General features: G+C 70.8%; 24 protein-coding genes and 5 pseudogenes. 10 read left to right on the top strand and 19 right to left on the bottom strand.

Going from position 1 to position 22,758, the window contains the following annotated elements; genetic code table 11:
* Positions 1–154: 154 nt before the first annotated feature.
* The 7 genes and pseudogenes from ABZ893_RS34145 to ABZ893_RS34115 all read right to left on the bottom strand — a co-directional run bounded on the left by ABZ893_RS34145 (position 155) and on the right by ABZ893_RS34115 (position 6,377).
* On the bottom strand, positions 155–1,330 hold the full coding sequence (locus tag ABZ893_RS34145) for a DnaB-like helicase N-terminal domain-containing protein (protein WP_361411854.1): 1,176 nt from the start codon (positions 1,328–1,330) through the stop codon (positions 155–157).
* Positions 1,327–1,551: a hypothetical protein gene (locus ABZ893_RS34140; protein WP_361411852.1), complete on the bottom strand. Its 225-nt coding sequence runs from the start codon at positions 1,549–1,551 to the stop codon at positions 1,327–1,329. Before ABZ893_RS34140 ends, ABZ893_RS34145 begins: the two co-directional genes overlap by 4 nt.
* Positions 1,548–3,333, bottom strand: a pseudogene (locus ABZ893_RS34135) (TraM recognition domain-containing protein). Before ABZ893_RS34135 ends, ABZ893_RS34140 begins: the two are co-directional and overlap by 4 nt.
* 95 nt (positions 3,334–3,428) lie before the next feature.
* Positions 3,429–3,905, bottom strand: coding sequence for a hypothetical protein (locus tag ABZ893_RS34130; protein ID WP_361411850.1), 477 nt, complete (start codon positions 3,903–3,905; stop codon positions 3,429–3,431).
* 278 nt (positions 3,906–4,183) lie between these two features.
* Entirely contained in the window at positions 4,184–4,924 is a 741-nt protein-coding gene (locus ABZ893_RS34125) for a hypothetical protein (RefSeq protein WP_361411848.1), read from the bottom strand.
* A gap of 164 nt (positions 4,925–5,088) precedes the next feature.
* Positions 5,089–5,586 carry a hypothetical protein gene (locus tag ABZ893_RS34120; protein WP_361411846.1) on the bottom strand — a complete coding sequence of 166 codons (498 nt, stop codon included), beginning with the start codon at positions 5,584–5,586 and terminating at the stop codon, positions 5,089–5,091.
* A gap of 26 nt (positions 5,587–5,612) precedes the next feature.
* On the bottom strand, positions 5,613–6,377 hold the full coding sequence (locus tag ABZ893_RS34115; RefSeq protein WP_361411844.1) for a hypothetical protein: 765 nt from the start codon (positions 6,375–6,377) through the stop codon (positions 5,613–5,615).
* A 324-nt stretch (positions 6,378–6,701) separates the two neighbouring features.
* Between ABZ893_RS34115 and ABZ893_RS34110 the strand changes: the two genes are divergently transcribed.
* Positions 6,702–7,462 (top strand): IS5 family transposase gene (locus tag ABZ893_RS34110; RefSeq protein WP_361411921.1). Its coding sequence is split into 2 segments (ribosomal slippage): positions 6,702–7,005 and positions 7,005–7,462, totalling 762 coding nucleotides; the frame shifts between segments, so codons are not numbered across the junction.
* Here the strand turns inward: ABZ893_RS34110 and ABZ893_RS34105 are convergent.
* The 9 genes from ABZ893_RS34105 to ABZ893_RS34065 form a co-directional block, all read right to left on the bottom strand.
* Positions 7,431–7,955, bottom strand: a complete 525-nt coding sequence (locus ABZ893_RS34105; protein WP_361411842.1) for a hypothetical protein — start codon at positions 7,953–7,955, stop codon at positions 7,431–7,433. The genes ABZ893_RS34110 and ABZ893_RS34105 overlap by 32 nt on opposite strands.
* Before the next feature lie 126 nt (positions 7,956–8,081).
* Positions 8,082–8,789: a hypothetical protein gene (locus tag ABZ893_RS34100; protein WP_361411840.1), complete on the bottom strand. Its 708-nt coding sequence runs from the start codon at positions 8,787–8,789 to the stop codon at positions 8,082–8,084.
* Positions 8,790–8,844: 55 nt separating this feature from the next.
* On the bottom strand, positions 8,845–10,350 hold the full coding sequence (locus ABZ893_RS34095) for an ATP-binding protein (protein WP_361411838.1): 1,506 nt from the start codon (positions 10,348–10,350) through the stop codon (positions 8,845–8,847).
* Positions 10,351–10,376: 26 nt separating this feature from the next.
* Positions 10,377–10,829, bottom strand: a complete 453-nt coding sequence (locus tag ABZ893_RS34090) for a DUF6238 family protein (RefSeq protein WP_361411836.1) — start codon at positions 10,827–10,829, stop codon at positions 10,377–10,379.
* Between the two features lie 33 nt (positions 10,830–10,862).
* Complete coding sequence (locus tag ABZ893_RS34085; RefSeq protein ID WP_361411834.1) at positions 10,863–12,329, bottom strand: SCO6880 family protein; 1,467 nt, start codon at positions 12,327–12,329, stop codon at positions 10,863–10,865.
* Between the two features lie 136 nt (positions 12,330–12,465).
* Positions 12,466–13,830: an ATP-binding protein gene (locus ABZ893_RS34080; protein WP_361411832.1), complete on the bottom strand. Its 1,365-nt coding sequence runs from the start codon at positions 13,828–13,830 to the stop codon at positions 12,466–12,468.
* Between the two features lie 27 nt (positions 13,831–13,857).
* The gene (locus tag ABZ893_RS34075) at positions 13,858–14,547 is read right to left on the bottom strand and encodes a hypothetical protein (protein WP_361411830.1); all 690 of its coding nucleotides are present in this window, start codon (positions 14,545–14,547) and stop codon (positions 13,858–13,860) included.
* Positions 14,547–14,855, bottom strand: a complete 309-nt coding sequence (locus ABZ893_RS34070) for a DUF6112 family protein (RefSeq protein ID WP_361411828.1) — start codon at positions 14,853–14,855, stop codon at positions 14,547–14,549. Before ABZ893_RS34070 ends, ABZ893_RS34075 begins: the two co-directional genes overlap by 1 nt.
* An 87-nt stretch (positions 14,856–14,942) precedes the next feature.
* Positions 14,943–16,085: a C40 family peptidase gene (locus ABZ893_RS34065; protein WP_361411826.1), complete on the bottom strand. Its 1,143-nt coding sequence runs from the start codon at positions 16,083–16,085 to the stop codon at positions 14,943–14,945.
* A 581-nt stretch (positions 16,086–16,666) separates the two neighbouring features.
* Between ABZ893_RS34065 and ABZ893_RS34060 the strand changes: the two genes are divergently transcribed.
* Positions 16,667–17,413, top strand: coding sequence for a site-specific DNA-methyltransferase (locus tag ABZ893_RS34060; protein WP_361411824.1), 747 nt, complete (start codon positions 16,667–16,669; stop codon positions 17,411–17,413).
* Between the two features lie 98 nt (positions 17,414–17,511).
* On the opposite strand, the gene ABZ893_RS34055 is transcribed toward ABZ893_RS34060, so the two are convergent.
* Positions 17,512–18,447, bottom strand: coding sequence for a DUF5655 domain-containing protein (locus ABZ893_RS34055; RefSeq protein WP_361411822.1), 936 nt, complete (start codon positions 18,445–18,447; stop codon positions 17,512–17,514).
* Positions 18,448–18,515: 68 nt separating this feature from the next.
* Here ABZ893_RS34055 and ABZ893_RS34050 point away from each other — a divergent pair.
* The 3 pseudogenes from ABZ893_RS34050 to ABZ893_RS34040 all read left to right on the top strand — a co-directional run.
* Positions 18,516–18,791 (top strand): annotated as a pseudogene (locus ABZ893_RS34050) (integrase core domain-containing protein); the annotation flags it as partial.
* 28 nt (positions 18,792–18,819) lie between these two features.
* Positions 18,820–19,015, top strand: a pseudogene (locus ABZ893_RS34045) (hypothetical protein); the annotation flags it as partial.
* Positions 19,012–19,130: pseudogene (locus ABZ893_RS34040) on the top strand (DNA-binding protein); the annotation flags it as partial. The pseudogenes ABZ893_RS34045 and ABZ893_RS34040, both read left to right, overlap by 4 nt.
* Before the next feature lie 63 nt (positions 19,131–19,193).
* On the opposite strand, the gene ABZ893_RS34035 reads toward ABZ893_RS34040, so the two are convergent.
* Together ABZ893_RS34035 and ABZ893_RS34030 are read right to left on the bottom strand one after the other, a co-directional pair.
* Positions 19,194–19,595 carry a hypothetical protein gene (locus tag ABZ893_RS34035; protein WP_361411820.1) on the bottom strand — a complete coding sequence of 134 codons (402 nt, stop codon included), beginning with the start codon at positions 19,593–19,595 and terminating at the stop codon, positions 19,194–19,196.
* Between the two features lie 110 nt (positions 19,596–19,705).
* The gene (locus ABZ893_RS34030; protein WP_361411818.1) at positions 19,706–20,338 is read right to left on the bottom strand and encodes a type III effector protein; all 633 of its coding nucleotides are present in this window, start codon (positions 20,336–20,338) and stop codon (positions 19,706–19,708) included.
* A gap of 126 nt (positions 20,339–20,464) precedes the next feature.
* Between ABZ893_RS34030 and ABZ893_RS34025 the strand changes: the two genes are divergently transcribed.
* The 5 genes and pseudogenes from ABZ893_RS34025 to ABZ893_RS34005 all read left to right on the top strand — a co-directional run bounded on the left by ABZ893_RS34025 (position 20,465) and on the right by ABZ893_RS34005 (position 22,706).
* A complete protein-coding gene (locus ABZ893_RS34025; RefSeq protein ID WP_361411816.1) occupies positions 20,465–20,896 on the top strand; it encodes an Hsp20/alpha crystallin family protein in 432 nt (143 codons plus the stop codon).
* A gap of 104 nt (positions 20,897–21,000) precedes the next feature.
* Positions 21,001–21,396, top strand: a complete 396-nt coding sequence (locus tag ABZ893_RS34020; protein WP_361411814.1) for a DUF2267 domain-containing protein — start codon at positions 21,001–21,003, stop codon at positions 21,394–21,396.
* Between the two features lie 110 nt (positions 21,397–21,506).
* Positions 21,507–21,641 (top strand): annotated as a pseudogene (locus ABZ893_RS34015) (DUF2267 domain-containing protein); the annotation flags it as partial.
* A 200-nt stretch (positions 21,642–21,841) separates the two neighbouring features.
* Positions 21,842–22,510, top strand: coding sequence for a transposase family protein (locus tag ABZ893_RS34010; RefSeq protein ID WP_361411925.1), 669 nt, complete (start codon positions 21,842–21,844; stop codon positions 22,508–22,510).
* Positions 22,458–22,706, top strand: a complete 249-nt coding sequence (locus tag ABZ893_RS34005; RefSeq protein ID WP_361411812.1) for a rhodanese-like domain-containing protein — start codon at positions 22,458–22,460, stop codon at positions 22,704–22,706. The genes ABZ893_RS34010 and ABZ893_RS34005 overlap by 53 nt, the downstream gene beginning before the upstream one ends.
* The last annotated feature ends 52 nt before the right edge of the window (positions 22,707–22,758 follow it).

Here is a 22,758-nt window from a genome sequence, read left to right as displayed (position 1 = left end):
GCCGTACCCGGAGCAGAGCGACCCGATCAGCGGAGGACCCGCGGAGGCGGCGCGAAGGTCGCCGCCGCGCAGGGCCAGAACGTCGGAGGAAGGGGAGTCGATCAAGGCGAAGTCCAAGGAGGGTACGGGGAGGTGGGCTGGGTGGTGAGTGGCGTTAGGGGCGGGCGCGCGAGGGTCGCCGGGCGGCGGTCGGCGCGGGGATGGGGCCGGTCCGGGTCGGGGGTGATGCGGCGGGGTGTGGCGTGCTGCGGGCGCGGGCGGCCTGCACCCGGGCCGGAGGCGGTTCACCTTCCGATGGAGCGGAGGCTGTCGGCTTCGGGGCCGGACTGCCCTTCGTGGTTGCCCAGCGGGTACGTACCTCGTCGAGTGGGCCGAGGGCGTGTAGGGCGTGGTTGATCAGCCGGCCGGGTCCCAGGGCCTCGTCCTCGGCTAGGGCCCGGATGCAGCGTGCGGAGGTGGCTGCGGTGCGGGTGAGGGAGGAGCGCATCACCCGGTGTCCGAACCATTCGGCGCTGCCGGGGACCATGCCGTCGCCGATGGCGGTCAGTTGCTCGCCCGACAGGGTGCCGTCGGCCAGGAGGCCGCGCCGCTGGGCCTCCCAGAGCAGGGTGATCCGGTCGATGGGCTCGCCGCGATGGTGCAGCGCGCCGAGGCATCGGTAGACCTGCCCGTGGGCCGGATCGGCGAAGTCTCCCGGCCGCAGCCAGTCCACTACCTCGTCCATGGCCCTCGGCTGCTCGGTGAGGACGGCCAGGAGGAACTGCTCGTCCTCGGCGGTCTGGTCGGACTGGACCGGCGTCGAGACGGTGGTCACGGCGGCGGCTGGTGCAGCGGTGGGCGCGACCGGGCGTGGATCAGTTCCCCAGCGGCGCGCGAGATCGGCGAGCACTCCTGCCAGGACGTCCGCCGTGCGCAGCGCTCCCTTGACCTCGCCCTGGACGGCGTCGGCGCGAGCCGCCTGGTGGAGGCGGATTGCGTGCTGGGCGATGGTGCGGTGGATCGCTCCCTCCAGCACCATGCGGCCGTACACCGGAGCGTGTTCGGAGCGCGGGCAGGCCGAGATCAGAGTGTGGGCGTAGGACGCGGTCAGCCCCCGGACGTGGAGGCCGGCCTCGTGAACCGCGTCGGTCACCCACGACAGCGGCACCGGCCCATCGGCTGAAAGCGCCGGGTGGCCATCGTTTCGGAGCGTGCGGAGCGCGGCGAACAAGGCTTGGTGGACGGGCCGGTAGAAGTGATCCGGCGCGAGCCAGTCCAGGTGCGAGAGCTGGCCCGGGTCGATCAGCGCCGCGCCGAGGACCGCCTGCTCCGCTTTCAGCAGCGGGTTCAACGACGGCCTCCAGGTCGGGCAGGAGCTGGCGGCTCACCCTTGACACGGAGAAGGGCGACGGCCTGATCGGCGGCGGTCATCGACGCGGCGAAGCGGTCCAGCTCGGCGGTGAACTCCGGGTCGGCGGCGAGGACCGAACCCGAATCGGAGACCAGCCACCACTGGCCGTCGCGCACAACGACCGGCGTGTGGGCCAGCCGCCGGGAACGGGGCGCGCTCATACCGACAGCCCGAAGTCGCCGTGGCCGATGGTCTTGGCGAGGGCCCGCTCGGTGATGGCCTTCGTGGCGCGGGCGGAGGAGGGCCCGACGACCTTGGCTGAGGGTTCCTTGTACCAGGGCTTCAGGTTGAGCATCGCGACCCGGATGCCAGTGGCCAGCAGCAGCGCCTTGCCCTTGGGCAAGGCACGGATCGCGTCGGGCGGCAGGATCCGCTCGGTGCGCATACTTACCGAGGTTGACTTGCCGCCTTCGCTGGTCGAGACCGAGGTGGTCTGGACGTCGTGGTCACCGACTTGCCTGCTGAGGCGGTCGGCGAAGTCGGCGTCGTCGATACCCGACCCGATGATCTTGACGGTGGCCGCCGACCACAGGGCATCCATCCCGGCCTCGCCCCAGCACCGCTGGCCCTGGCGGTAGGACTGCAGGATCGTCATCGGGATGACGCCCCGGCTGCCCAAGTGGCTGTACAGGTCGGGGAGATCGGAGATCTTGCACACGTTGGCGGCCTCGTCGAGGACACACAGGGCAGGCGGGTCGAGCCGTCCGCCGGAGCGCTCGGCGACGACGACGGCCGCGCGCATCACGGCGTCAGCCGCCGCCGCGATGATCGCGCTCGCGCTGCCGCCACCGTCCTTGCTCAGCAGGTACAGCGTGTCGCGGGACGTGGCGAAGGCGAAGGGCTTGAACTCGGGGAAGTCCGCGGTCGGCGTGACCCAGGCCGCGACGTCCGGGTCGAGCAGGCAGCTCGCGTACTGCCGTGCGGTCTCGTAGATGCCGTCGCGGGTCTCGGTCGCACCCGAGACGGTGCCCTGGAGCTGGGCGGCGACCGCGTCGTGACCGGCATCGGTGAGAAGGTCCACCGGGGACCGGTCGGCTGGCATAGCCAGCCAGGCGAGGACGTCGGTGACCGGCCGCCGGTGGCTGGCGGCGGCCAGGAACAGCGCGCCCAAGGTGTTGGACGCGGCGGTCGACCAGAAGTCGGAACCGCTGGACTCGTCCACGCTCGCGGCGACGAAGTGTCCGGCGAGCCGTTTCGCGCCGGCCAGGTCGCGGGCGTCGGCCAGGATGTCCCACCACATCTCGCGCGGGTGGTGAGCGATCTGCTGGGGGTCGAGGGTCCAGACTGTGCCGACCTCGGTGCGGGCGTCCACGGTCGCGGTGAAGGCGTCGTTCGCGGCCTTGTTACTGGTGAGCAGGACCGGGCCGGGCGCCGAGAGGATCGCGGGGATCGCCAGCCCCGAGGTCTTTCCGGAACGCGGGGCCATGATCGCGACGATCACGTCCTCCCAGGAAGCGCGGACCTCGGCCCGACCCGGGGCAAGGGTGCCGAGCAGGATGCCGCGGTCAGCGGGAGCGACCTCTTTTACCCTCCCGGTCGCTCAGAGACGGCCGCAGGCTCTTCGCCTTGGCGGTGATCTCCTTGTCCAGCAGCGACGCCACGTCGCCCTTGCGGGCCAGACCGGACTTGGCACCGGACCGCCAGCGCATCCACCAGATCAAGCCGGTGGTGAACAGGGCCAGGGTGAGCAGACCGGGGATGACGCGGGCGCCGACCAGCAGCGCGGTGCTGCTCAGGGTCGGCCACAGCACCTCGGGGTGCAGCAGGGCGTCCGCGCGGAACGGGGCCCACGGACCGCTGCCGACAAGAGAGTTGGTCAGGTTGCCGGTCAGCCAGGCGAGAGAGGCGAAGGCGAGGGCGGCGCCGACGGCGCCGATCAGGAAGAAGAGGAGCGCGTCCGACCCGGTGGTGGTCGAGGGCGCGCTGGTACGCGGGGAGGGCAAGGCGGTTCCTTGGCGGTGTGAGCGGGAGGGGGGAGGGGCGCGCTCGGCTCTCGTGCAGTTCACGGGCTCACTCCTTGAGGATCGAAGAGAAGGGTTCAGCGGCGTCGGGTGACGGGGCGGGCCGCAGGAAGTGATGGTGCGGCGGGCGGCGTGGCCCTGGTGGCAGTGCTGGCGGTGGTCGTGACCGCAGAGACTTGGCGGGCGGCGGCCAGACGCCGGGCTTCGGGATCGACGGCCTCGCCGACGAGGCCCGGATCCGGGGCGGAAGGCGCGGCGCCGACGGGGCTCACGCCGAGGACGTCGTCGAGCAGCTCCCGGGTCCGCAGAACGCTGACCATCTTGTGGTGCCGGGGATCGGTCCGTTCCGCCGGGCACGCGGTGACCCCGTCCTCGGCAACCTCCAACTGCTCCCCGACGCCCTGGAGCATCCCGTGGGCGGCGGCCAGCCGCGTCCAGGTCTCGAAGGTCGGGATGTGGTGCGGGTCGTCGAACGTCAGACGGACACGGGTCCAGTCGGCCGCAGCAGCGACGAGCTCGGTCAGCTGAGGCAGCGCGCCGACCAGCGCCCGCACCGTTGACCTCCTCCAGAATTCCCGCGACCTCGGCAGGCGATGCGTCCTCGGTGAGACGGGCGATCATCCCGCGCACGGAGTATGGGGTCGGCGGAAGCACTGGGCAGGTGCCGGACCTGCAGCGGCGCGTCGGAGCCGGGTGCCACACCGCGGTGCGCGAGCCGGACGTTGTGCTGCATCGCAGCACCGATGGCCTCGCCGATGCTGGAGTAGTACTCAGGCACGCAGCCCTCCTCGGCGGTTGTCCCGGGCGTCAGAGAAAGGGACGAAGACGGCGGTCACCGCCGAGGGCCCGAGATGCGCGACGGGTGCACGGCTGCGTTGGACGGCGCCGTTTCAGTGCCGGGCGCCGAGGGGACCTTGGCCTTGGCCGCTGCGGGCGACGGGGCCAGAGCGGCGCCGCGCTGATCGGACAGAGCCGAGTACCGCATCCGTGACTCGGCGCGGGACTCGGACGCGGTGCCGACCTGGCGCAACTCCTCTTCGGAGTCGACAAGTTCGGACTGCGCAGCGCTGACGAACTCCGCAGCGAAGTCGAACCGGTCGGCGAGTCCGTACGCCTCGCCGTCGAGGTCAGTGACCTGCGCGCCTGCTGCCTCCAGCGCTTCCCGGACGCGCTCCAGGGCACCGTGCTCGGGGTGAATGAGGTGATCGACCGCATTCTGGAGGCCGGACCCGGTCTTGGCGGCCCTGATCGCGTCGGTGATCTGAAGGAGTTCCGCTCCAGCGGTATAAGGCCCAAGGACAGACACCGGGGGGTTCATCCGGGCCGTATCCAGGGAGGGCGGCAGGTCGACGTCGTAGCGGGCTGCACGGAGCATCTCGACCGCGTGGGTCGCGATGGCGACCTGGTCGGCGAGCGGCATAGTGGTGGGCAGACGATGACGCCGGCCGTGCCAGTCGTCGATCTGCTTGAAACCGGCGTGCTTGAGGAGCTGGGCGGACAGGTCGTCGGTGGCGCCCTTGGCGACGACGCTGCCGCTGAACTCGGACGTGATGGTGATCGAGGGGGCAGGCACGTGGGCCTCCTGGGTTCGGGGCAGGTGTCCCGGGTCGGCGGCGCTGCGCCGTACTTGGGCTGGCGGGGAGAGGATCCGCAGGATTCGAGGTTTGGCCTGGCTGGGGATCGCTGGTAGGGGCTGCGGCGGTTCGGGTGACCCGCCGCAGAGGGGCACCCCAGCGGTCAGAAGTAGGGGTTCTCGGTAGGCCGGTCGGCCTCGGTGGCGGCCTGAAGCAGCTCGGCGAGGTCGTCCGGTTCGGAGGAGCGCTGGTCGATCCACCACCCGGCACGGGTGACGCTACGAGCGGTGCCCTCGACCCCCTCCCATTCGGTCTCGCTGGTGTCGCCTTCGAGGACCAGAGCGGTGTAGGCGGCGGCCAGGACCTGGTGGCGACAGCGCAGACCCCAGGCCACGGCCCGCGCGGTCCCCTCCAGAGGAGGCATCCGGTACTGCGCGGACCAGGCTTCGGACTCGGCCTGCTCTTCGGCGCGCTTGGCCTTGAGCCACGCGGCCTTGTCCTGGTCGTCGCCCTCCTTGGAGGCACGCCAGCAGTCGGTGCACTCCTGCTCGGCGAGCCACTCGGCGAAGCCCGCCCGGCGGTCGGCCGCCCGGTCGGACAGATCGCGGTCGGCCTGGTGACCGCAGGTGTGGTTGATCGACCAGATGGTCTTCACGGCCATGGGGCCATCTCCTTAAGGAAGTTGAATCAGCGGGTGCGGGAAAACGCGATGCGCGGGTCGACCGCACGCGATGCCGCGGCCGAGTTGACGGGTGCGGGGGCCGGTGCCTTGCTCGGGAGACCGGAACGGGCTGGGCTGGCAGCGAGGGCGGCGGCGCTGATTGGAGACGCGCGAGGAGCGCCCTGGCCGCGTTCACGTGACGTGGCCGGTATGGGAGCAGGGCGAGAACGTGCCGCTACGTCCTGAGCAAGGCGGGGCTGCACCGCGACCGGGACGCCGGACCGGTGCAGCGCCAGCGCGGCGTCCGCGACCTTCCCCAGCGCCTCGTCCCGACCCGTGCCGGCGGGCAACGTGTAGATGTCCAGGCTCGGCTCGTGCCGCCAGCCGTGCTCCACCAGGGCGAGTGCGGTGAGCCCGGAGGCGCGGTTGTCGACAGCCGCGATGATGCCGAGCTGAGGATGCTCGGCGAAGGCGACATCGGGCTCGCCGAGCGGAGCCCGGTCACGGAGAGGCGCCACATCGCGTGCCGGCGAGGGGGCGAGCGCGGCGTCGATGTCGACCCGGTAGCCGGACTTGCGCAGCAGCTCGACGGCTCGGGCCGTACGGCCCTGCCCGTCACGTGCCTGGTCGACCAGCGAGTACAGCGTCGGCTGGCCGGGAAGGGGCTGGAAGTCGAAGTGCTTCAGCATCCACTCGCTGGCTGCGAGGTTTTTCGGGTTCGCGGCAACGATGCCGTGGACGGGGTGGTGGCCGAAGGCGAGATCGGGCAGTGCGTCGTAGTGGCTGGGCATGGCGGATCCATCCGGGGTGGGCTCGGTCGCAGTGGTGGTCGAGGGACGGATTGCTTCTGCCGATGCGGTACACGAAGGACTCCAAGACGGTGAGGGTCAGCGCCCGAGGGAGGACGAAGGGCGCGCGGGTGGCAGCGCGGTGTGCGCGGACGACGCTGCCGGTGGACCGGCCGGGACCGCGTGGTGTCCGGCCGACGGCGAAGGGGCGAGGGCAGCGCTTAGAAGCGCTAACAGAAGTCGTTGATCATGTGACTGTCAGCTTGTCCTGTCGTTGGTTTCGGTGTGGGAAAGCGTCAAGCGCGGCCGTGGGTCGTGTCGGATGAACTGTGGTCGCTGATCGAGCCGGGCCCGAAGCTGGTGGCGGGCCGGCCGAGGGTGCCGGACCGGCAGGCGTTGTGCGGGATCTTGTTCGTGCTGCACACGGGCATTCAATGGGAGTACCTGCCCCAGGAGTTGGGTTTCGGCTCGGGCATGACGTGCTGGCGGCGCCTGGCCGCGTGGAACGAGGCCGGCGTGTGGGACCGGTTGCATGTCGTGCTGCTGAAGAAGCTGCGGGCCGCGAACAAGCTGGACTGGTCGCGGGCGGTGATCGACTCCTCTCACGTCCGGGCGGCTCGGCGCGGCCCAAAAGCGGGCCGAGCCCGGTCGACCGCGCGCGACCCGGCAGCAAGCACCACGTCCTCACCGACGGCCAGGGCATCCCGCTCGCGGTGTCACTGACCGGCGGCAACCGCAACGACGTCACCCAACTGCTGCCCCTGCTCGACAAGGTCCCACCGGTTGCCGGCGTTGTCGGGCGACCGCGACGCAGACCGGACATGCTGTTCGCCGACCGCGGCTACGACCACGACAAGTACCGGCGCCTGCTCTGGCAGCGCGGTATCCGCCCGGTGATCGCCGAGCGGGGCCAGCCACACGGCACCGGCCTGGGCGTCTTCCGCTGGGTTGTCGAACGCACCATCGCCTGGTTTCACGGCTTCCGCCGCTTACGCATCCGATGGGAGAGACGCGACGACATCCACGAAGCGTTCCTCGGCCTCGCCACCTGCCTCATCACCCACCGACACGTCCAACGCCTTTGTTAGGACCTCTTAGCCGTGACGGATCAGGGACGAAGCCTGCGCGGTGCGGCGTCGCATCGGCAGTGCGCTCCTCGACGGATCGTTCCTGCTCCTGGCGCGGCGGCACGCCAAGCCGGTCCAGACGTGCGTCGACGGCGGTGAGCAGATCCGGGATGCTGCCGCTGTGCCGGGCATCGGGGCCGTCGGGCTCGGAGTCGTAGACCACTTCGTACACCGCGGGCTCGGCGGACCGGTGACGGGTCACCATCCAGCTCTCGGGCGACTCGGGGTGCTCGGACGGCGGCTCCTGCGGCGGCGAGATGATCAGCGAACTGCCGTCGGGAAGCTCGGCGTGGACGATGTAGTCGCTGAGGCCGTACTCGATGGTGCACTCCAGGCCGCGCTGCCGGAAGGCAGCAGTAAAGGCCGCGAACCGGCGGGCCTGTTCGGAAGCCGCGGACCGGGAAGACGGCGCGCTGATCCGCGTGAAGGTGGTGAGGGTGTTGTCGGGGTGCATGGGGTTTCTCCGTGGCCGGACGCCCCGCGCCCAAGGCATGAGCCGCAGGCGCGTGGCGCTGGAAGAGGTGCGGTGGGTCACGAGGGTCCGGGAGATCGGCCGGTTTGGTGCTGCCGTGACTCGGTGCTAGGAGCGTCCACGGCCGGGGGCCGGCGAATTTGGCGCCGGGGGGACAGGATGCGAAGCGGGCAGGGCGAGGTCGGCGTGGGTGCCGGGAGCGGACCGGGCGAGGGCCATGCGCGCCCGTTCGGTGTGCGCAGGCTGCTCGGCGTCCGCCCGGTTGGCTAGGTGCTCGGCGGCTCGGACGAGCGCAGGGCCCTGGTAGGACAGCTCGTCCGCGTAGTGCCAGCCCTCGGAGTTGCGCTGCTCCTCCACGCTCTCCTGGTAGAACTCTCGCGAGCCCGGCTGCGAGGCTTCCATGAGCGCCAAGACGTTGTCCCACTCGTGCCGGATCTGGCCTGCACGTTCCAGCGTGGTGTCGATTCCGCGCAGACGGCGCAGGTCGTCGGCGACGGGTCCCTCGACGTAGTCGGGACCGTGAGCGGCGGCGCGGACCCCGGCCAGTACCTCGGGTCCGTGGTCGAGGAACACCTCGGCGTGCTTCCACGCCTTGGCATCGCGTTTCACCTTGCCGTCCGCGTAGCCCTCCTCGTCGATGGGCCAGCCGTCCGGATCACAGAAGGAGTCCGAGACGGCGTCCCAGGCCTCGGACGCCTGCCTGATACCGGCGGCGGCCGAGGCCAGCGCAGGGACGTGCTGCCGCCACGCCAGGGCATCGGTGGCCGTCGGCGGCTGGTTTCCGGCCGACGTGGGAGAAAGAGGGGAGGTAGACATGTTCGATCCTTGTTCCTGTGCCGTTCGACGCTTCAGAAATGACGAACTTGCGGGCTTAGGCCGCCATGCGGGCGTCGGTGTCGAACAGCTCGCGTTCCGCCGGGTGCAGGATGTGTTGCGTGATGAAGGAGCGGCCTGCGACCTTCCACAGACCCCGGCCCTTTGTCAGGGCGGACACCGCCTGGGTCTCGACGCCGGTCAGGCCGAGCAGCGACGCGGCGGCGGCGAGCTGGTCGGGTTCCTGGCGGTAGATGATGCGGGTGGAGCAGTCGGCCAGGAGACCCTCGGCCAGCACCCGGCCACGCGAACCGGCATCGCCCGCCGAGAGCAGGTCCGACAACCGGTGGATCACCATCAAGTTCGCGATGCCGAGCCCACGGCTCAGCTTCCACTGGCTCTGCATCCGCTCCAGCAGACCCACGTGCCGCATCAGCCGCCACGCCTCGTCGTAGATCACCCAGCGCCGGCCGCCGTCGGGGTCGGCGAGGGCGGACTCCATCCACGCGCTCGCGCAGGTCATCGCGAGAACCAGCGCGGTGTCGTCTCCGGCGCCGCCGAGGCGGGAGAGGTCGATGGACAGCATCGGCGCGGTCGGGTCGAACGCCACCGTCGAGGGGGCGTCGAACATGCCGCTGAGGTCGCCGTGCACCAGGCGGCGCAGGGCGTGCGCGAGGTCCTGGGCAGCAGACCCCAGGTGCCCGCCCTCGTGACCGAGCGCCTGGTCGAGACGCTCGGGCGAGCCGAGGGCCTGCGCGATCTCGCCGAGCAGCGGCACCGTGCCTCGGTCGGTGGCCTCGGCGACGACGAGGTCGAGGGCGAGGTCCAGGGCGGTGTGTTCCATCGGCAGCAGATCGCGCTTCAGCACGGTGCGTGCCAGGCCGGCCAGCAGCATCAGGCGGCGCTTTCGGACCTCGGTTGCCCAGTCGTCCTGGCCGACGGAGGCGGGCCGGGGTGGGGCGTCCAGCGGGTTCAGCCGGCCGGGGAGTCCCGGGCCGAGGGCGATGCTGTAGCCGCCGAGGGCCTGTGCGACGCCGGTCCACTCGCCCTTGGGGTCGCAGGGGATGTAGATGCGGTAGCCGTGGGCGATCGACCGGGTGGCGATGGACTTTGCCAGAGCCGACTTGCCCATGCCGATGATCCCGGCGAGGACCACGTTCGGGTTCGTGAAGCCGTCGATCCGGCCGCTGTTGTAGAGCGAGAACGGGTCGAAGCAGAAGGCGGCTTCGGCGTGGACATCGCGGCCGATGAAGACACCCTCGGCCCCGAGGCCGCCCTCGGCCACGAACGGGTAGGCGCCGCTGGCCGTGGCGGTGGTCATCCGGTGGGCTGGCAGGCGGAGCTTGCCGCTCCGGGCCGAGGCGCGACCGGGACGACCTGTCGCTGGGTAGGTCGGCCGCAGCTCCGGGTCGATGGCTTCTTCCGTGCGGTGCTTGGGAGGTATTCCTGCGAGGCGGGCCTGGCGGCGGGCCTCGGCGAAACCGGCTCGGGCGGCCCTTTGCTCGGCACGCGACGCCTTGCGGGGCACATAGAGAGGGGAGGCGCTGGCGCGGGTGCGGGACATGAACGTTTCTCCAGAAGGAATGAGAGTCAGCGGCGCACGAGGCCGGTGAACGGTGCGTGCAGGTCGGCCGGGGTGGTGCGGCGGCGTACCAGGTGCGCGGTGCGCTGATGGCGCTGGCAGATGGTCAACTCCGGCGCGCCTTCTGGCAGGCCGGCCCGGCACGCCTCCGGTTCGAGCACCTCGCCGGAGTCCGGCCGGGGCGCCGCGTGGTAAGCGGCGTGGAGGTGCTCGGCGGCGTGCCAGATCCGCGTGCGTGCGGTGCGGAGCTGGTTGCCCTCGGCCGGAACGAGGTTGGCGGTACGACCGGTGTGGGCGTCGAGCAGCTCGTACAGCGCGACGAGGTGGGCGTGCAGGGCGTCGAGCTCGGCACGGGTGGTGACGAGCGGGCCGCCGGGGATGTTGAGTGCGCGGTGGAAGTCGAGCGCGGCGGTGGCGAAGGGCACGAAGTCCTGCGCGGGCGGGCTGGCGGTGCGGGACATGAGAGTGCTCTTTCGAAAGGTGGGAGGCCGGCGTCAGGCGGCGCGAGCGAGTGGCAGGGCGGCGGCGGTGAACGCTTCGGCCTGCTGCCAGGTCAGTGGCCGCAGGTCGAGCTGGGCACCGACGGCGGCGGTCTCCACGACCGCGCAGGCGGAACGCAGTTCGTCCTCGGAGTCGGCCGAGACGGTCAGCAGCCCGGTCAGCGCGACATCGGCATGGCCCGCGATGAGCTGCCGTTCGCGGGACTTGATGTCCTGGTACTCGACCGAGTCCGCCTCGGAGTCGACCTGGCCGCGCCGGGCCCGTTCGGCGGCGTCGGCGATCACGCTGGCCTTCTTGCGCTGGACGTCACGCAGGGCGGCGTCCAAGCCCTTCGGCTCGTAGGAGAGCGACAGCGTGCGCCGAACTCCGCCGGTGAACAGGAGCTGGTGCAGGAAGCCCGCGCTGGTTTCGGTCCTGGGCCAGTTCTCCACCCAGTACGTGGCGTGGACGGCCGAGTCCGTCGCGATGTGGTCCGCCTTCTCGACGACCACGACGGGTCCGGCAGCGGCAGGCTCGGCCTCGGGACGGCCGTCGGTCGACCAAGGGTCCAGCGCTGCAAGGGACTTGGGGTCGTACGCGGTGCGCACAACGGCCGCGATCTCGTGAGCGGTGAGCCAGCCCGTCGGATTGAGCCCGGCGGTCCGCGCGGCCTGGTCGAAGGTGGACGTGAGCTGCGCCAGGACGCTGAAGGAACCCGTCAGACCCCCGCCGGCCTGGTTGATCAGGCGTCGCGCCGCCTTGGTGTCCAGTGACACCGCGACGTACGCCTCGTGCGGGGCGGCTGCCGGGCCCGCGCTCTGGATCAGCTCGCTGTAGATCGGACCCGCCGTGGCAGCGTGCGGCTGCCCGTGTTCTTCCCAGTAACGGCGCAGGGCGTCGCCGGAGTCCGGCACCGTGCGCTCGATCACCTGGATGCGGGCGACCTGCCCGGTACGCGCCAGCGCTGCTAGTGCGCGTCCCCAACCGCCGACGTTGGCCTGCTGGGTGCCCGGGTCGAGCAACGCGTAGGCGCGCGAGGACACCTTGACCACGGCGGTCAGCGTGCCGCTGTGCGGGTCGTGGACCGCACCGTACCTACCGTCGGGGGCGGTGACCACCCGCAGGCTGGCCGCGGTGCCGGGTAGATGAAGGAGCCCCTCGCGGGTCGGCCGGCGGGAGGGCCGGGTGAGCCAGACGAGCTGGCCGCGCATCCGGCGCAGAGCGTACCGGGCGACGATCGGAGCCCAGTCCGCCAGGGCACGGCCCCGGTGGCGGACGAAGACGAGAAGGGCGATGAGCGCCCACAACGGTATGAGTTCGAGGGCACCGACTACGCCGCGGGTCAGGACCACGGCGAGAAGGAGAAGGCCGGTGAGGCCGGCGACGATCAGTTGCGGGGCGGTCAGGCCGAGCAGGATGCCGCGCCTGCTGCGGTGGGGGAACTTCACAGTGGCCGTGGGGGACTGGTGATTGCCGGACAAGGTGGCTCCAGACGGTGAGAACGGTGGGGGGGCAGGGCGCGTGGTGATCTTCTGTACGTCATGGCGGGACCTTCCTGCTGGTCGGGTGAGGCGGGGGCGGGCCGTGGAGCACGGCCCGCCCCTGGGGCGTGGTGGGTTACGAACCCCTAGGCGGCTGGGTGGGGAACACCCAGGTCGTCGGCGTCGGAGAACCGGCGGCCGACGGTCCGGGGTCGACCGGCGGTACAGGGGCCGGCCTGCTGCCCGGTGCCGACGTGCCCGCCAGATGGCCGGAGCCGCCCTGGACGGCCGCCTCGGATCCCTCCGCTTCGCTCTCGCCGGGACGCGTGATCAGCGGTGGGATCCCGGGCCGCTGGATCAGGGCTCGGTCCTTGTCACCGGTGGCGTTCGGGTCCTCGCCGTACCGGAAGCTGGTCTGCTGCTTGGACGGCCCGGCGTCGATGCCCTCCTTGCTGAGGGCGCCGCCGGACGGGTTGATGCCGGAGGCGACTCCGTTGGCACCTGCACCGGGAACCCGGCTTGGACCCTGCGGAGCGGGCGCTCCGGTCCTGGCCTGCATCGCGAGGCTGCCCGCGGTCTTCGCGGCTCCGGCTGTGACCGCAAGACCGGCGACGCCGGTGCGGTGCAGGTCGTCGTGGCCGCCGCCGTCGCTGGCCCAGTGGACGAACTTGTAGGTGGCATACGGGCAGAGCAGCACCAGGATCATCACAACGATGCCGGCCATCGCGTCGGACAGGGCCGCCATCCCGTCACTAGCGTCGGATTTGCCCATGGCGGAGACACCGATCAGGAAGACGACGGTCATCAGGAGCTTGGAGACGACCAGCGTGGCGGTGGCCTCGATCCAGCCGCGCCGCCACCGCTTGGCGACCTCCCAGCCGCCGCCGGCCCCGGCGAACACGGCGAGGGCGACCATGATCAGGACGCCGACCTTGCGGGCGACCATGACACCCCAGTAGAGGAAGGCGCCGATCGCACACCCCAGGGCGACCAGGGCGGGGATACCCCAGCCCAGGCCGTACATGGCCCCCAGTTGATTGACCTTGATCACGCGGCGGATCGCGTCGTCGATCGAGGTGTTGGCCGCTTGGAACAGGCCGTCGGACAAGGCGTCGACCACGGTGATGGCGACGGTGGTGAAAGCGATGGCGGAGAAGCTGAACAGGACGCCGGTCATGGTGCCGAACGCCGCCTGAGCCAGCGCGCGTTCATCACGTCGCCAGGCCGCGAGCATGAGCTGGATGCAGAACATGCCGACGGTCAGGGCGAGCCCGATGGGGAGCAGGAGTTCGTAGTTGTCCCGGAACCATCCGGCGTTGAGATCGATGGCGGTCGTCTTGTTGACAGCCTTGGCCGCGAGATCGGCCGCGCTGGCCGCCAGTTCCCCAGCCGACTTCGCGATCCACGCCCCGAGGCCGTCGGTGACGGCGCCGCCCGGGTTGGTGGCGAACTCGACGGCGCCGCACACCTTGTCCATCAGCGGGAAGTCGCAGACTCCCATGGTCGTACCTCCTTTCTCGAACGGGCGTCAGGGCGCGACGGACGGCATGACGCCGACCAGGGCGCAGGGATGCTTGGGCCGGCACTGGACCGCGAGGGTGGCGGACCGGCTCTCCGCGCCGCCGGCGGGCGAGCCCTTCCAGGCGATCGACTGCTTGCCGGAGACCGTGACGGCGTAGACGTACGCCTCGGTGATTGCTCCGGGGTCTTCCTGAAGGGCCTGGGTGAAGGCGTTCGGGAAGTGCCCCTCGTGCACCTTGGCGGTGGCGAACTGGCCGTTGGCGGCCATCTCCTTCCACAGCGCGCGCGAAGGGACGACCTTGTCGACGGAGGCCGGGTCGGCGTACTTCGCCTCCGTCGTCAGCCACCCGCGAAGCGCCTTGCGTAGCTCGGCCTGCGAGTACGCGCGGGTGTCGTAAGACCACAGTGCCGCCGCTGCTGCCTTCCCGAACTTGATCGGGTCACGGGTCTTCGGCGGGACCGGGAGATCACCAGGACCGGTGCGCGGCGCCGACGGACCGGAGGACGACACGGACGGGGAGACAGCCGCAGGTGAACTCAAGGATGGAGCAGGGGGTTTCGAGGGGCTCCTGCCGTCGCGGGTGAGATAGGAGGCCAGGCCGGCGAGGGCGACGAGCACCACCAGGACGGCGGTGCCGAGCAGCGCCCGGCGGCGCACGCGAGATGCGCCGCCGGGGTGAGTGGAGTGCTGAGCCATCAGTGGACCTGCGTCCCAAGCGTGCTGAAGAACGCCACGACACCGTTCGCCGCACCGAGCAGCAGGGCCGCACCTGCGCTCACCAGCACGCCCTTCTTGCCGTTCGCCTCCGCCTGGTGACCGCCCGAGTGGTGGCCCCAGGCCCACACGCCCGCGCTGACGGCGAGGGCGCCGACCACGGCGACGAGGCCGAAGAGATTGATCGAGCCCATCACTTGCTTGAGGACGGACAGGCCCGGCAGGCCGCCCTCGTTCGGCTTGATTCCGGGGTCGTAGGCGAGCTGTATGACCTTCTCGGCGAGATACATGTGTTGAACTCCAGTTCGATTAAGTGCACGCCAAAGCCCGCTCGGGCGAAGCGGCGGTGCGAGAAGAGGGGGAGGGGGAAGCGCCGGTCAGATGACTCGGCGGGCCGCGAGAATCCGCGGTTTCCAGGAGGAGAGGGTCGCAATGCGGACCACGTCACCGGTGTGCGGGGCATGGATGATCAGGCCCTGACCGATGACCATCCCGACGTGCTCGGGAACGGCGGCCGTTCCCTCCGTGAACACGAGGTCACCTGGCCGAAGTGCGTCGACGGATACCGCCTTGCCCTCCTTGACCTGCGTGTACGTGGTTCGCGTCAGGGACACCCCGGCGGCCTTGTACGCCTGCTGCACCAGGGAGGAGCAGTCGCACCGGCCCATCGCGTTCTTGCCATGGGAGTTCGTGCAGCTACCGCCCCACTGATACGGCGTGCCGAGCTGACTGAGCGCCCACCGGATCGCCGTCTGCACCTCTCGCGAAGCGTTGGCAGGGATCTTGTACTCGGCCGGCAGAGCACCGGCCGGGATGGTGCCGAAGTCCGTCCCGTCACCGTCGGCCGAACAGCCACCCGTGTCCTCGGGTGAAGGGCTGGCGTCGGTCGAGCCGGACGACGAAGGACTCGGTGACGCGGCGCCAGCCTTCGGCAGTAGGGGCTCGATGGCCTTCTGCAGGGCGGTGGCCAGCGGCTCCCACTTGGCGTACGCCTCGGGAAAGCCCGACTTCTGCACCGCCTGGGCGGCCTGCGTGATGGACAGGGACTGCCAGCCGGACACCTTCTTGAGCCCCTCGTAAAACTTGGTCGAGGCGTGCACCGGATCGAGGATCTCGTTCGCCGTGCCCCAGCCCATCGACGGCCGCTGCTGAAAGAGCCCCAGCGAATCGCGATCGCCGTAGGTCAGATTCCGAAGCCCGCTCTCCTGCAGGGCGGTCGCCAGAGCCACGATCTGCCCCTTGGCCGGGATGTTCATCGCGACGCCGGTGGCCTGGATCGTCTTGGCGTTGGGCACCTGATCGGCAGGGTCGTCCAGGCCCGGCACGGAGACCGTGCCCTTGTCATCGCCGTCCAGGATGGCCTTCACCTGCTTGGCGACGGCGGCGCCGTCCACAGCCTGTGCGCCGCCGGTCGAGCAGGAGGCCGAGGCGGTCCCGGCGCTGATGGCGAGAATCGGAATGGCCAGTAGCAGCGGGCCAGTTGCGCAGAGACCGAGGAGGGCTCCGGTCGTCTTCTTCATCGTCGCCGCCGTTCACCGAGGCGGCGATGCCAGCCGGGCGACGGCGCGGGGGCAGGGCGTGGATGTATCAGGGCATGCTGCATCGCAGCGGCTCCTCGGTGTGTTCGTGGGAGGCGCGGTGCCGACTTCTCGTGCAACGCCGTCGGCACCGCGCCGATGTGCATCCGCCGCTCGGGCGGGCCCGGTCAAGGGAGTTGGTAGCTCCCGGACGCCGGTCTCAGGTCATGCGCGGCAGCCAGCCGCGCTCGTAATCTCAGGCAGTACACCAGGGGCCTCCGGACGGTGCTCGGACATGCATGGTCAACGCGCTTCCGATGCTGCTCGATTGGACGAGACAGCACGGATAAGCACAGGTCAACGGGGGTGGAGGTCGACTCCTGCCCGGCGACACGGGGCGTGACAGTAGACCGGGATTCCGGCCGCACCAAACGACTCCCCAGACCGTGCTGCCAGAGCAGCCCACCTCGCTGGGCCCGGCCGGAAATCACCGCTAACCTCCAGCGCAACCCCGCCCTGGAAGAACGCCGTTGAAGGCTGCTCGGAGCGGGCCCAGCCGCCATGTCCTGAGAGAGGCCCTTCCCATGAGCTACACGCTGCACCGCGGCGACGCCCTGACCGTCCTGAAGTCCCTCCCGGGCGAGAGCGTAGACGCGGTGATCACCGACCCGCCGTACAACTCAGGCGGTCGTACGAGCTCGGAACGCACCGGACGGACCGCGCGCGCCAAGTACGTCACCGGCAACTCGGCCCACGACCTCGCCAACTTCCCCGGCGAGAACCGCGATCAGCGCTCCTACCGTTCCTGGCTGACCGAACTGCTCACCGAGGCGTACCGGGCTTCCACCGATCACGCGGTGGTCATGGTCTTCTCCGACTGGCGCCAGGAACCGACCACGACCGACGCCCTGCAGATGGCCGGCTGGACCTGGAGCGGCACCATCCCGTGGATCAAGCCCGCCAGCCGGCCCCGCAAGGGCGGGCCGAAGCAGGACGCAGAGTTCATCGTCTGGGGCGTCAAGGGGGCCCTCGACAACACGCGCGACCTCTACTTGCCCGGCCACTACGTCGCTTCTCAGCCTCGCAAGGGCAGGGTCCACATCACCCAGAAGCCTGTCGAGATCATGCAGCAGCTCGTCCAGGTCTGCCCCGAGGGCGGCACCGTCCTGGACCCGTTCACCGGCAGTGGTTCCACGGGCGTCGCGGCCCTGCGCGAGGGACGCCGCTTCGTGGGCGTCGAACTGTCCGCGCACTACGCCGATGTCGCCGAGCAGCGGCTTCAGGCCGAGCTGACCAAGGACGACTTCGAGCTGGCCGGACCGGAGGACTGAGCATGAGAGCGGAGAGAACCCGGGCCGGCGGCCCGCAGGACGCCGAAGGGCGGCTGGAGCATCGCGTAACCGATGTGTCAGCCGCCCTTCTTGTTGCGTCAGGCTGCTTCGAACGCCCGCCGGATGAGCGGGGCGGCCTTCTCCAGGTTGGCCGCCGAGGAGAGACGCACCTCCAGGTCCCCGGTCCCCAGGTGCCCGATACCGCGCATGTCCCGGGTGAAGCCCTCCTCCAACTCGACCGAGCCCGGGTCGAGTCTGAGGTACACCAGGATCGCCTCGTGCTTCGGACGAAAGATCACCGACGCGACGTTCACCAGCCGCCGGTAGGCGATGTAGTGCCGCAGGACCGCGACCTCGACGTCGCCCCACGCCGTCAGCGCCTCGTCCAGCTCCCTGTACAGGTCCCGCAGGCACTCGGGAACGAGGCCGGTACCCGCGGACGAAGGAGCCGCCGGGACCACCGGCGCGCTGTCGACCACCGCGTCCCGCCCCCGATTTCTCCGAGACGAAGCGGGGCTCGGCGAGCCGGGCGAGGAATCGACGAGGAGCAGGCCCAGCAGGCCGCCGTCGAACACCCGGTAGCGCACCAGGTCGATCCGCTCGGGCAGCCGCTGCACGGCCACGCGGTCGTGGTGGGAGAACCCGGCCGCGATGCAGACCATCCGCGGACGACGCCAGTCGATCGACTCGGCCGCCTCCGCGCCCAGCACGCTCCGGACCAAGGCCTCGAACTCGTGGCGCGCCGAGTCCAACCAGGACAGGTAGGAGACTGCCTGCGACAGCACTCCGCTGTCGGAGCCTTTCTTGAACTCGATCACCACCGGGGACCCGTTCTCGTCCAGCCCCAGGGTGTCGATCCGCCCCCGGTGCCACGGACCGGTCGCGTACTCCGACGCCACGAACCGGATGCCCAGCATCTGCTCCAGCCCGGCCTCCACCCGCCGCTGCAGCTCCACCTCCAGCGCCACCGTCGAACCGGACAGCTCGACGTCCCGCCCGTCCGCGTCCTGCCGGAACAACATCAGCTCAGCCACCAGCGCCCCTCCCCGTGGTCTCCACAAGAAGGCCAATCGACGGATGGCCCGGGGTATTCCGCCCAGGCCGGGCCCCTCGAGTGAACGCGCACTGCGAACGGATCATTGGAACCCTGCGGCGCGAGGCCCTCGACCACCTCTTGATCTGGAACGCGACGCACGCAAGGCAGGTCCTCGATGCCTACGCCCGGCATGACAACGGTCATCGCCCCCACGAGGCTCGCGGACAGCTCCCTCCCCTCGCCCAGGAGCACCCGACGCCCATGGTCGCCCCGTCCGCTCACCGGCTTCTACGCACGCGAATATTTGGCGGCCTGATCAACGAGTACAGATACGCGGCCTGACCAGCGGGGACGAATATCCGAACGGCACAGGGTTGGCGAGCGGGGTGTGTCCGCGTACCTGGAGAGGGCCGCGCAGCGGCAGATCGAGCAGGACAACCTGGACGAGCTGATCGCCGACTTCGACAAGACGCACGGGCCGGCCGTCCCGGAGGCTGTGGCCGCCAAGCGGGCCACGCTCACCCGGCAGTCCCTCCTCCGCAACCGAGGCTGGGGTGGCCGCGTGAGAGGCGCGCTGATCCTGGACCGCGAGGGCCCCTGGCCAAGGTTGTGCAGTGCGACCGCGAGGTCCACGAGTGGCTCACCGCCGCCCGCGACACCGACCTTCCGGTGATCACCTCTGTTGTCCGCCGTGAGAACGTCAGTCGTCCTGCCACGTGAAATGTCGGTGGCTCGTATGGATGCCTATGGCTGGTCCGGAGCTCCCGGGGCGGCGTGGGCCAGTGGCTCGAGGTCCCCGTAGAGGGCGGCGTGCAGTGCGGCGCCCAGTTCGCGGGCACGCTGTTCGTCCTCCACGTCGTACAGGACGAAGTAGACCGGGCCGGCAGACGAGTCGGAGCGGATCTCCCGCGCGTGGATCAGGCGGATGACGGCGGCGCGGATCGCGTTGTAGGTGGTGTCGGCGATGGTGTGGCGCGGTCCGGCGGTGAGCGTGTCGGCCTTCACTGTCCACCGTCCGCCCTGCTGCTCGACCGCGATGAAGATTGCGTGTTGTTGTGTGGCCTGCCGGTAGGTGGCGTTGAAGGCGTCGGTGGTGGTGGCGTCCGGGATCTGGGCGGCGGGACACGGGGCGGGCAGCGGCTGCATGAGGTGCATCCTGTCAAGGCCGGGGGCGCCTGGCGGGATCCGTCTGGTCCGCCGTACGTCCCCTGGGGCGGGAGCCTGCACGCGCTCTTCTCGCGCTGTGCTGGGCGGGATCAGGGGGGTGTGAGGGTGTTGAGGCGGGCGGCGAGGTCGGGGTGGGCGGCAGCCAGGTGGGGGCGGGTGGCGGTCAGGGGTGCGAGGAGGCCGGCTGGGTCGTCTTGGCCGAGGGCCGCGTGGAGCTCGCCGAGCGGGCGGCGGGCTGCGGGGGGAAGGTCGGTGAGGGCGGTGATCTGGCCGGCGAGACGGCGTAGGTCGGCCGCGTTGGCGCGAGCCCAGGCGGCGGTGGTCCGGCTCGCGGCGCGGTGTCTGCGGGTGGCTGTCACGCGTTGTTCGCCGGTGGTGCCGGCGGGGCCGGGGCGGCCGCGTAGGTAGCGGCGTTCGGCGGCCTGGCGGCTGGCGACGCCCAGGGGTGGGGCGAGGTCGGCCCAGCTGGCGCCCGCGTCCCGGGCCGTTTCGATCAGGCCGGTCTCCCATCCGGCGAGCTGTTCGCGGACCTGCCGCAGCAGCACCAGGGAAGCCAGGGCCGCCTCCGGCCCCGGCCCGGGGGTGCCGGGGGCGTCGGGGGTTTCGTGCCGGGCGGTGTGCAGGGCGTCGTCTATGGCGTGAAGGGCCGCCGCGGCGGCGAGGAACGACGCAGGGCTGTGGGCATCAGTGCCGGGCGTGGACGGCTGGTCGGCTGCAGTCACGGGCACCTCCTCTCGTTGTCATCCTGTCGACGACATCATGTTTGTCATCCATGGGATGACATGTTACAACGGTGTCAGTGCAGCGCATTGGCAGCAACTGCCCGAACCTGCTGGAGGTGTTTCACGATGTTGATGCGCACTGACCCCTTCCGTGAGCTGGACCGTCTGGCGCAGCAGCTGATGGGCCCGGGCACCTGGTCGAAGCCGTCGGCGATGCCGATGGACGCCTACCGCGAGGGCGACGAGTACGTGGTGGCCTTCGACCTTCCCGGTGTCACCGCGGAGGCGATCGACATCGACGTCGAGCGGAACATGCTCACCGTCAAGGCCGAGCGCCGGCCGGTGGCGAAGACCGACGACGTGCAGATGGAACTGTCCGAGCGGCCGCTGGGCGTCTTCTCCCGCCAGATCGTGCTCGCCGACACCCTGGACACCGAGCACATCAAGGCCGACTACGACGCCGGGGTGCTCACCCTGCGCATCCCGATCGCCGAGCGCGCCAAGCCCCGCAAGATCTCCATCGGCGTCGGCTCCGGTCACAAGGAGATCGCCGGCTGACACCGGCCGCGCGCTGGTGCGGAGGACGGGCCCCTGATCTCCCCCTCACCCCGCCCTCCGCACCCCTTTGGGCATTGCGACGAAGACAAGGGGTGACGGTGGCCATGACTCTGCGACGCGAAGCGTTCCTCGACCAGGTGCAGGAACGCGGCGAGTACGGCACGGTGGAGGAGGCCGAGCGCGCGGCCCGCGTGGTCCTCGCCCTCCTCGGCGCGCATCTGGTCGGCGGGGTCCGGGCCCAGCTCGCGGCCCGCCTACCGGAGAGCTTCGCGCTCATCCTGCTCAATCCGCTGCAGAGCGCCGAACCGCTGCCCCCGGAGCGGTTCGTGCGGGCGACCGCGGCCTGGATCGAGGGCGCCACCGAGCAGACCGCGACCTGGGACGTCAGCGCCGTACTGTCCACCGTCGCCGACGCCGCCGGCGAGGACCTGATGGGCCAGATCCTGCTCCAGCTCCCCGTCGGCTACGACCTCCTCTTCGGCCGCCCCGACCCCACCTGACCCATAACCCGGGCACGCCCCTGCGTTTTCACGAAAGGCATGCACGCAGTGATCACCTACTGCGCGTATCGCTTGAGCACCAGCAGCCGTACCCGGCGGCGTACGAGCAGATGCTGGAGAAGGTCCGCTACGAAGGCGCCTACCCCACCCGCGAGAAGGCTGACGAAGCCGTCTGCCTGGTCCTGGCGGGGCTGGGGCGCCAGCTGACCGGCGACGAACGCGTCGAGCTGGCCGCCCGGCTGCCCTCACGGCCGGGAGCGTCAGGGTCCTGTAGCGCGGACCGCACGGTCCGCCACGGCGTGGTCATCGGCCCGACTTCCTCGCTGAGGGCTGGGCGAGCGCGAAGCCGGTCGCGGAGCGCACCCTGTACCGGGTTTTCACCGACGGCCTCACTCCGGCGGAGCGCGCGGCGTGGGAGGCCGGGCGCCGGGCGGGCTCGGTGTACGTGCGCCGCCCCGACGCGCTGCGCGGCCGGTGCTGGGAGATGGACCACAAGCAGCTCCCGATCCTCGTCCTGCCGCCGAAGGCCAAGGCGCTCGCGCCGTGGCTGACCGCCGTGGTGGACGACGGCACCCGGGCCCTGCTCGGCTGGGCCATCGCCATCGCCATCGCCATCGCCATCGCCACCGCCCCGACCTCCGGCACCGTCCTCACCGCGATGCGCATGGCGCTCACCCACGAACCCGACCTCTCCCCGTTCGGCGCGGTGGCCGAACTCGTACGCATCGACCGCGGCCTGGAGTTCGCCGCTGGCGCGATCAAGGAGGTCCTGGGCGGCCTGGCGGTGGTCATGCACCGCCTACCCGTGTTCACCCCGCACCGCAAGGGCAAGGCCGAGCGGCTGAACCTCACCATCGAGCAGATGCTGATCTCCCGCCTCCCCGGCGGCCCACGCGAGGCCGCCGGCCGCCTGTACGGGCCGGTCAAGGACTCGCCCGCCGCCCAGCGGGCCGCCGAGAGCACCGCCGAGGGCGAGGGCCCGCTGCGCCTGGAGCAGTTCGTCCGCGGCTTCGCCGACTGGTGCGGGGCCGTCCCTCATCTCTGCCAAGGGCAGGTTCCTCATGAGTACTTCCAGCATCCTCAGCGTCGACGAGGCAGAGCCACGGCTGGCTGACCTGAACGTGGTCGACGTCCGCACTCCCGGCGAGTTCGCCTCCGGCCACGTGCCGGGCGCGTCAATGTTCCCCTGGAACGCGTCGAGGGCAGCTTGGCGGAGTTGCGGAGCGCCAAGAACGGACGGTTGCTCCTGGCGTGCGCCTCAGGCGCCCGCTCCGAGCAGGGCGTCGCCGTCCTCGCCTCCCACGGGCTAGCGGCAGCGAGCCTCACCGGCGCGGTACCCGGGCCTGGGCCGCCGCCGGCCAC

Origin of the sequence: Streptomyces sp. NPDC046821 (genome assembly GCF_040645335.1) — a bacterium.
Classification (GTDB): Bacteria; Actinomycetota; Actinomycetes; order Streptomycetales; family Streptomycetaceae; genus Streptomyces.
Note: the sequence above shows the minus strand (reverse complement) of the source record. Positions and strands in the feature narration are given on the sequence as shown.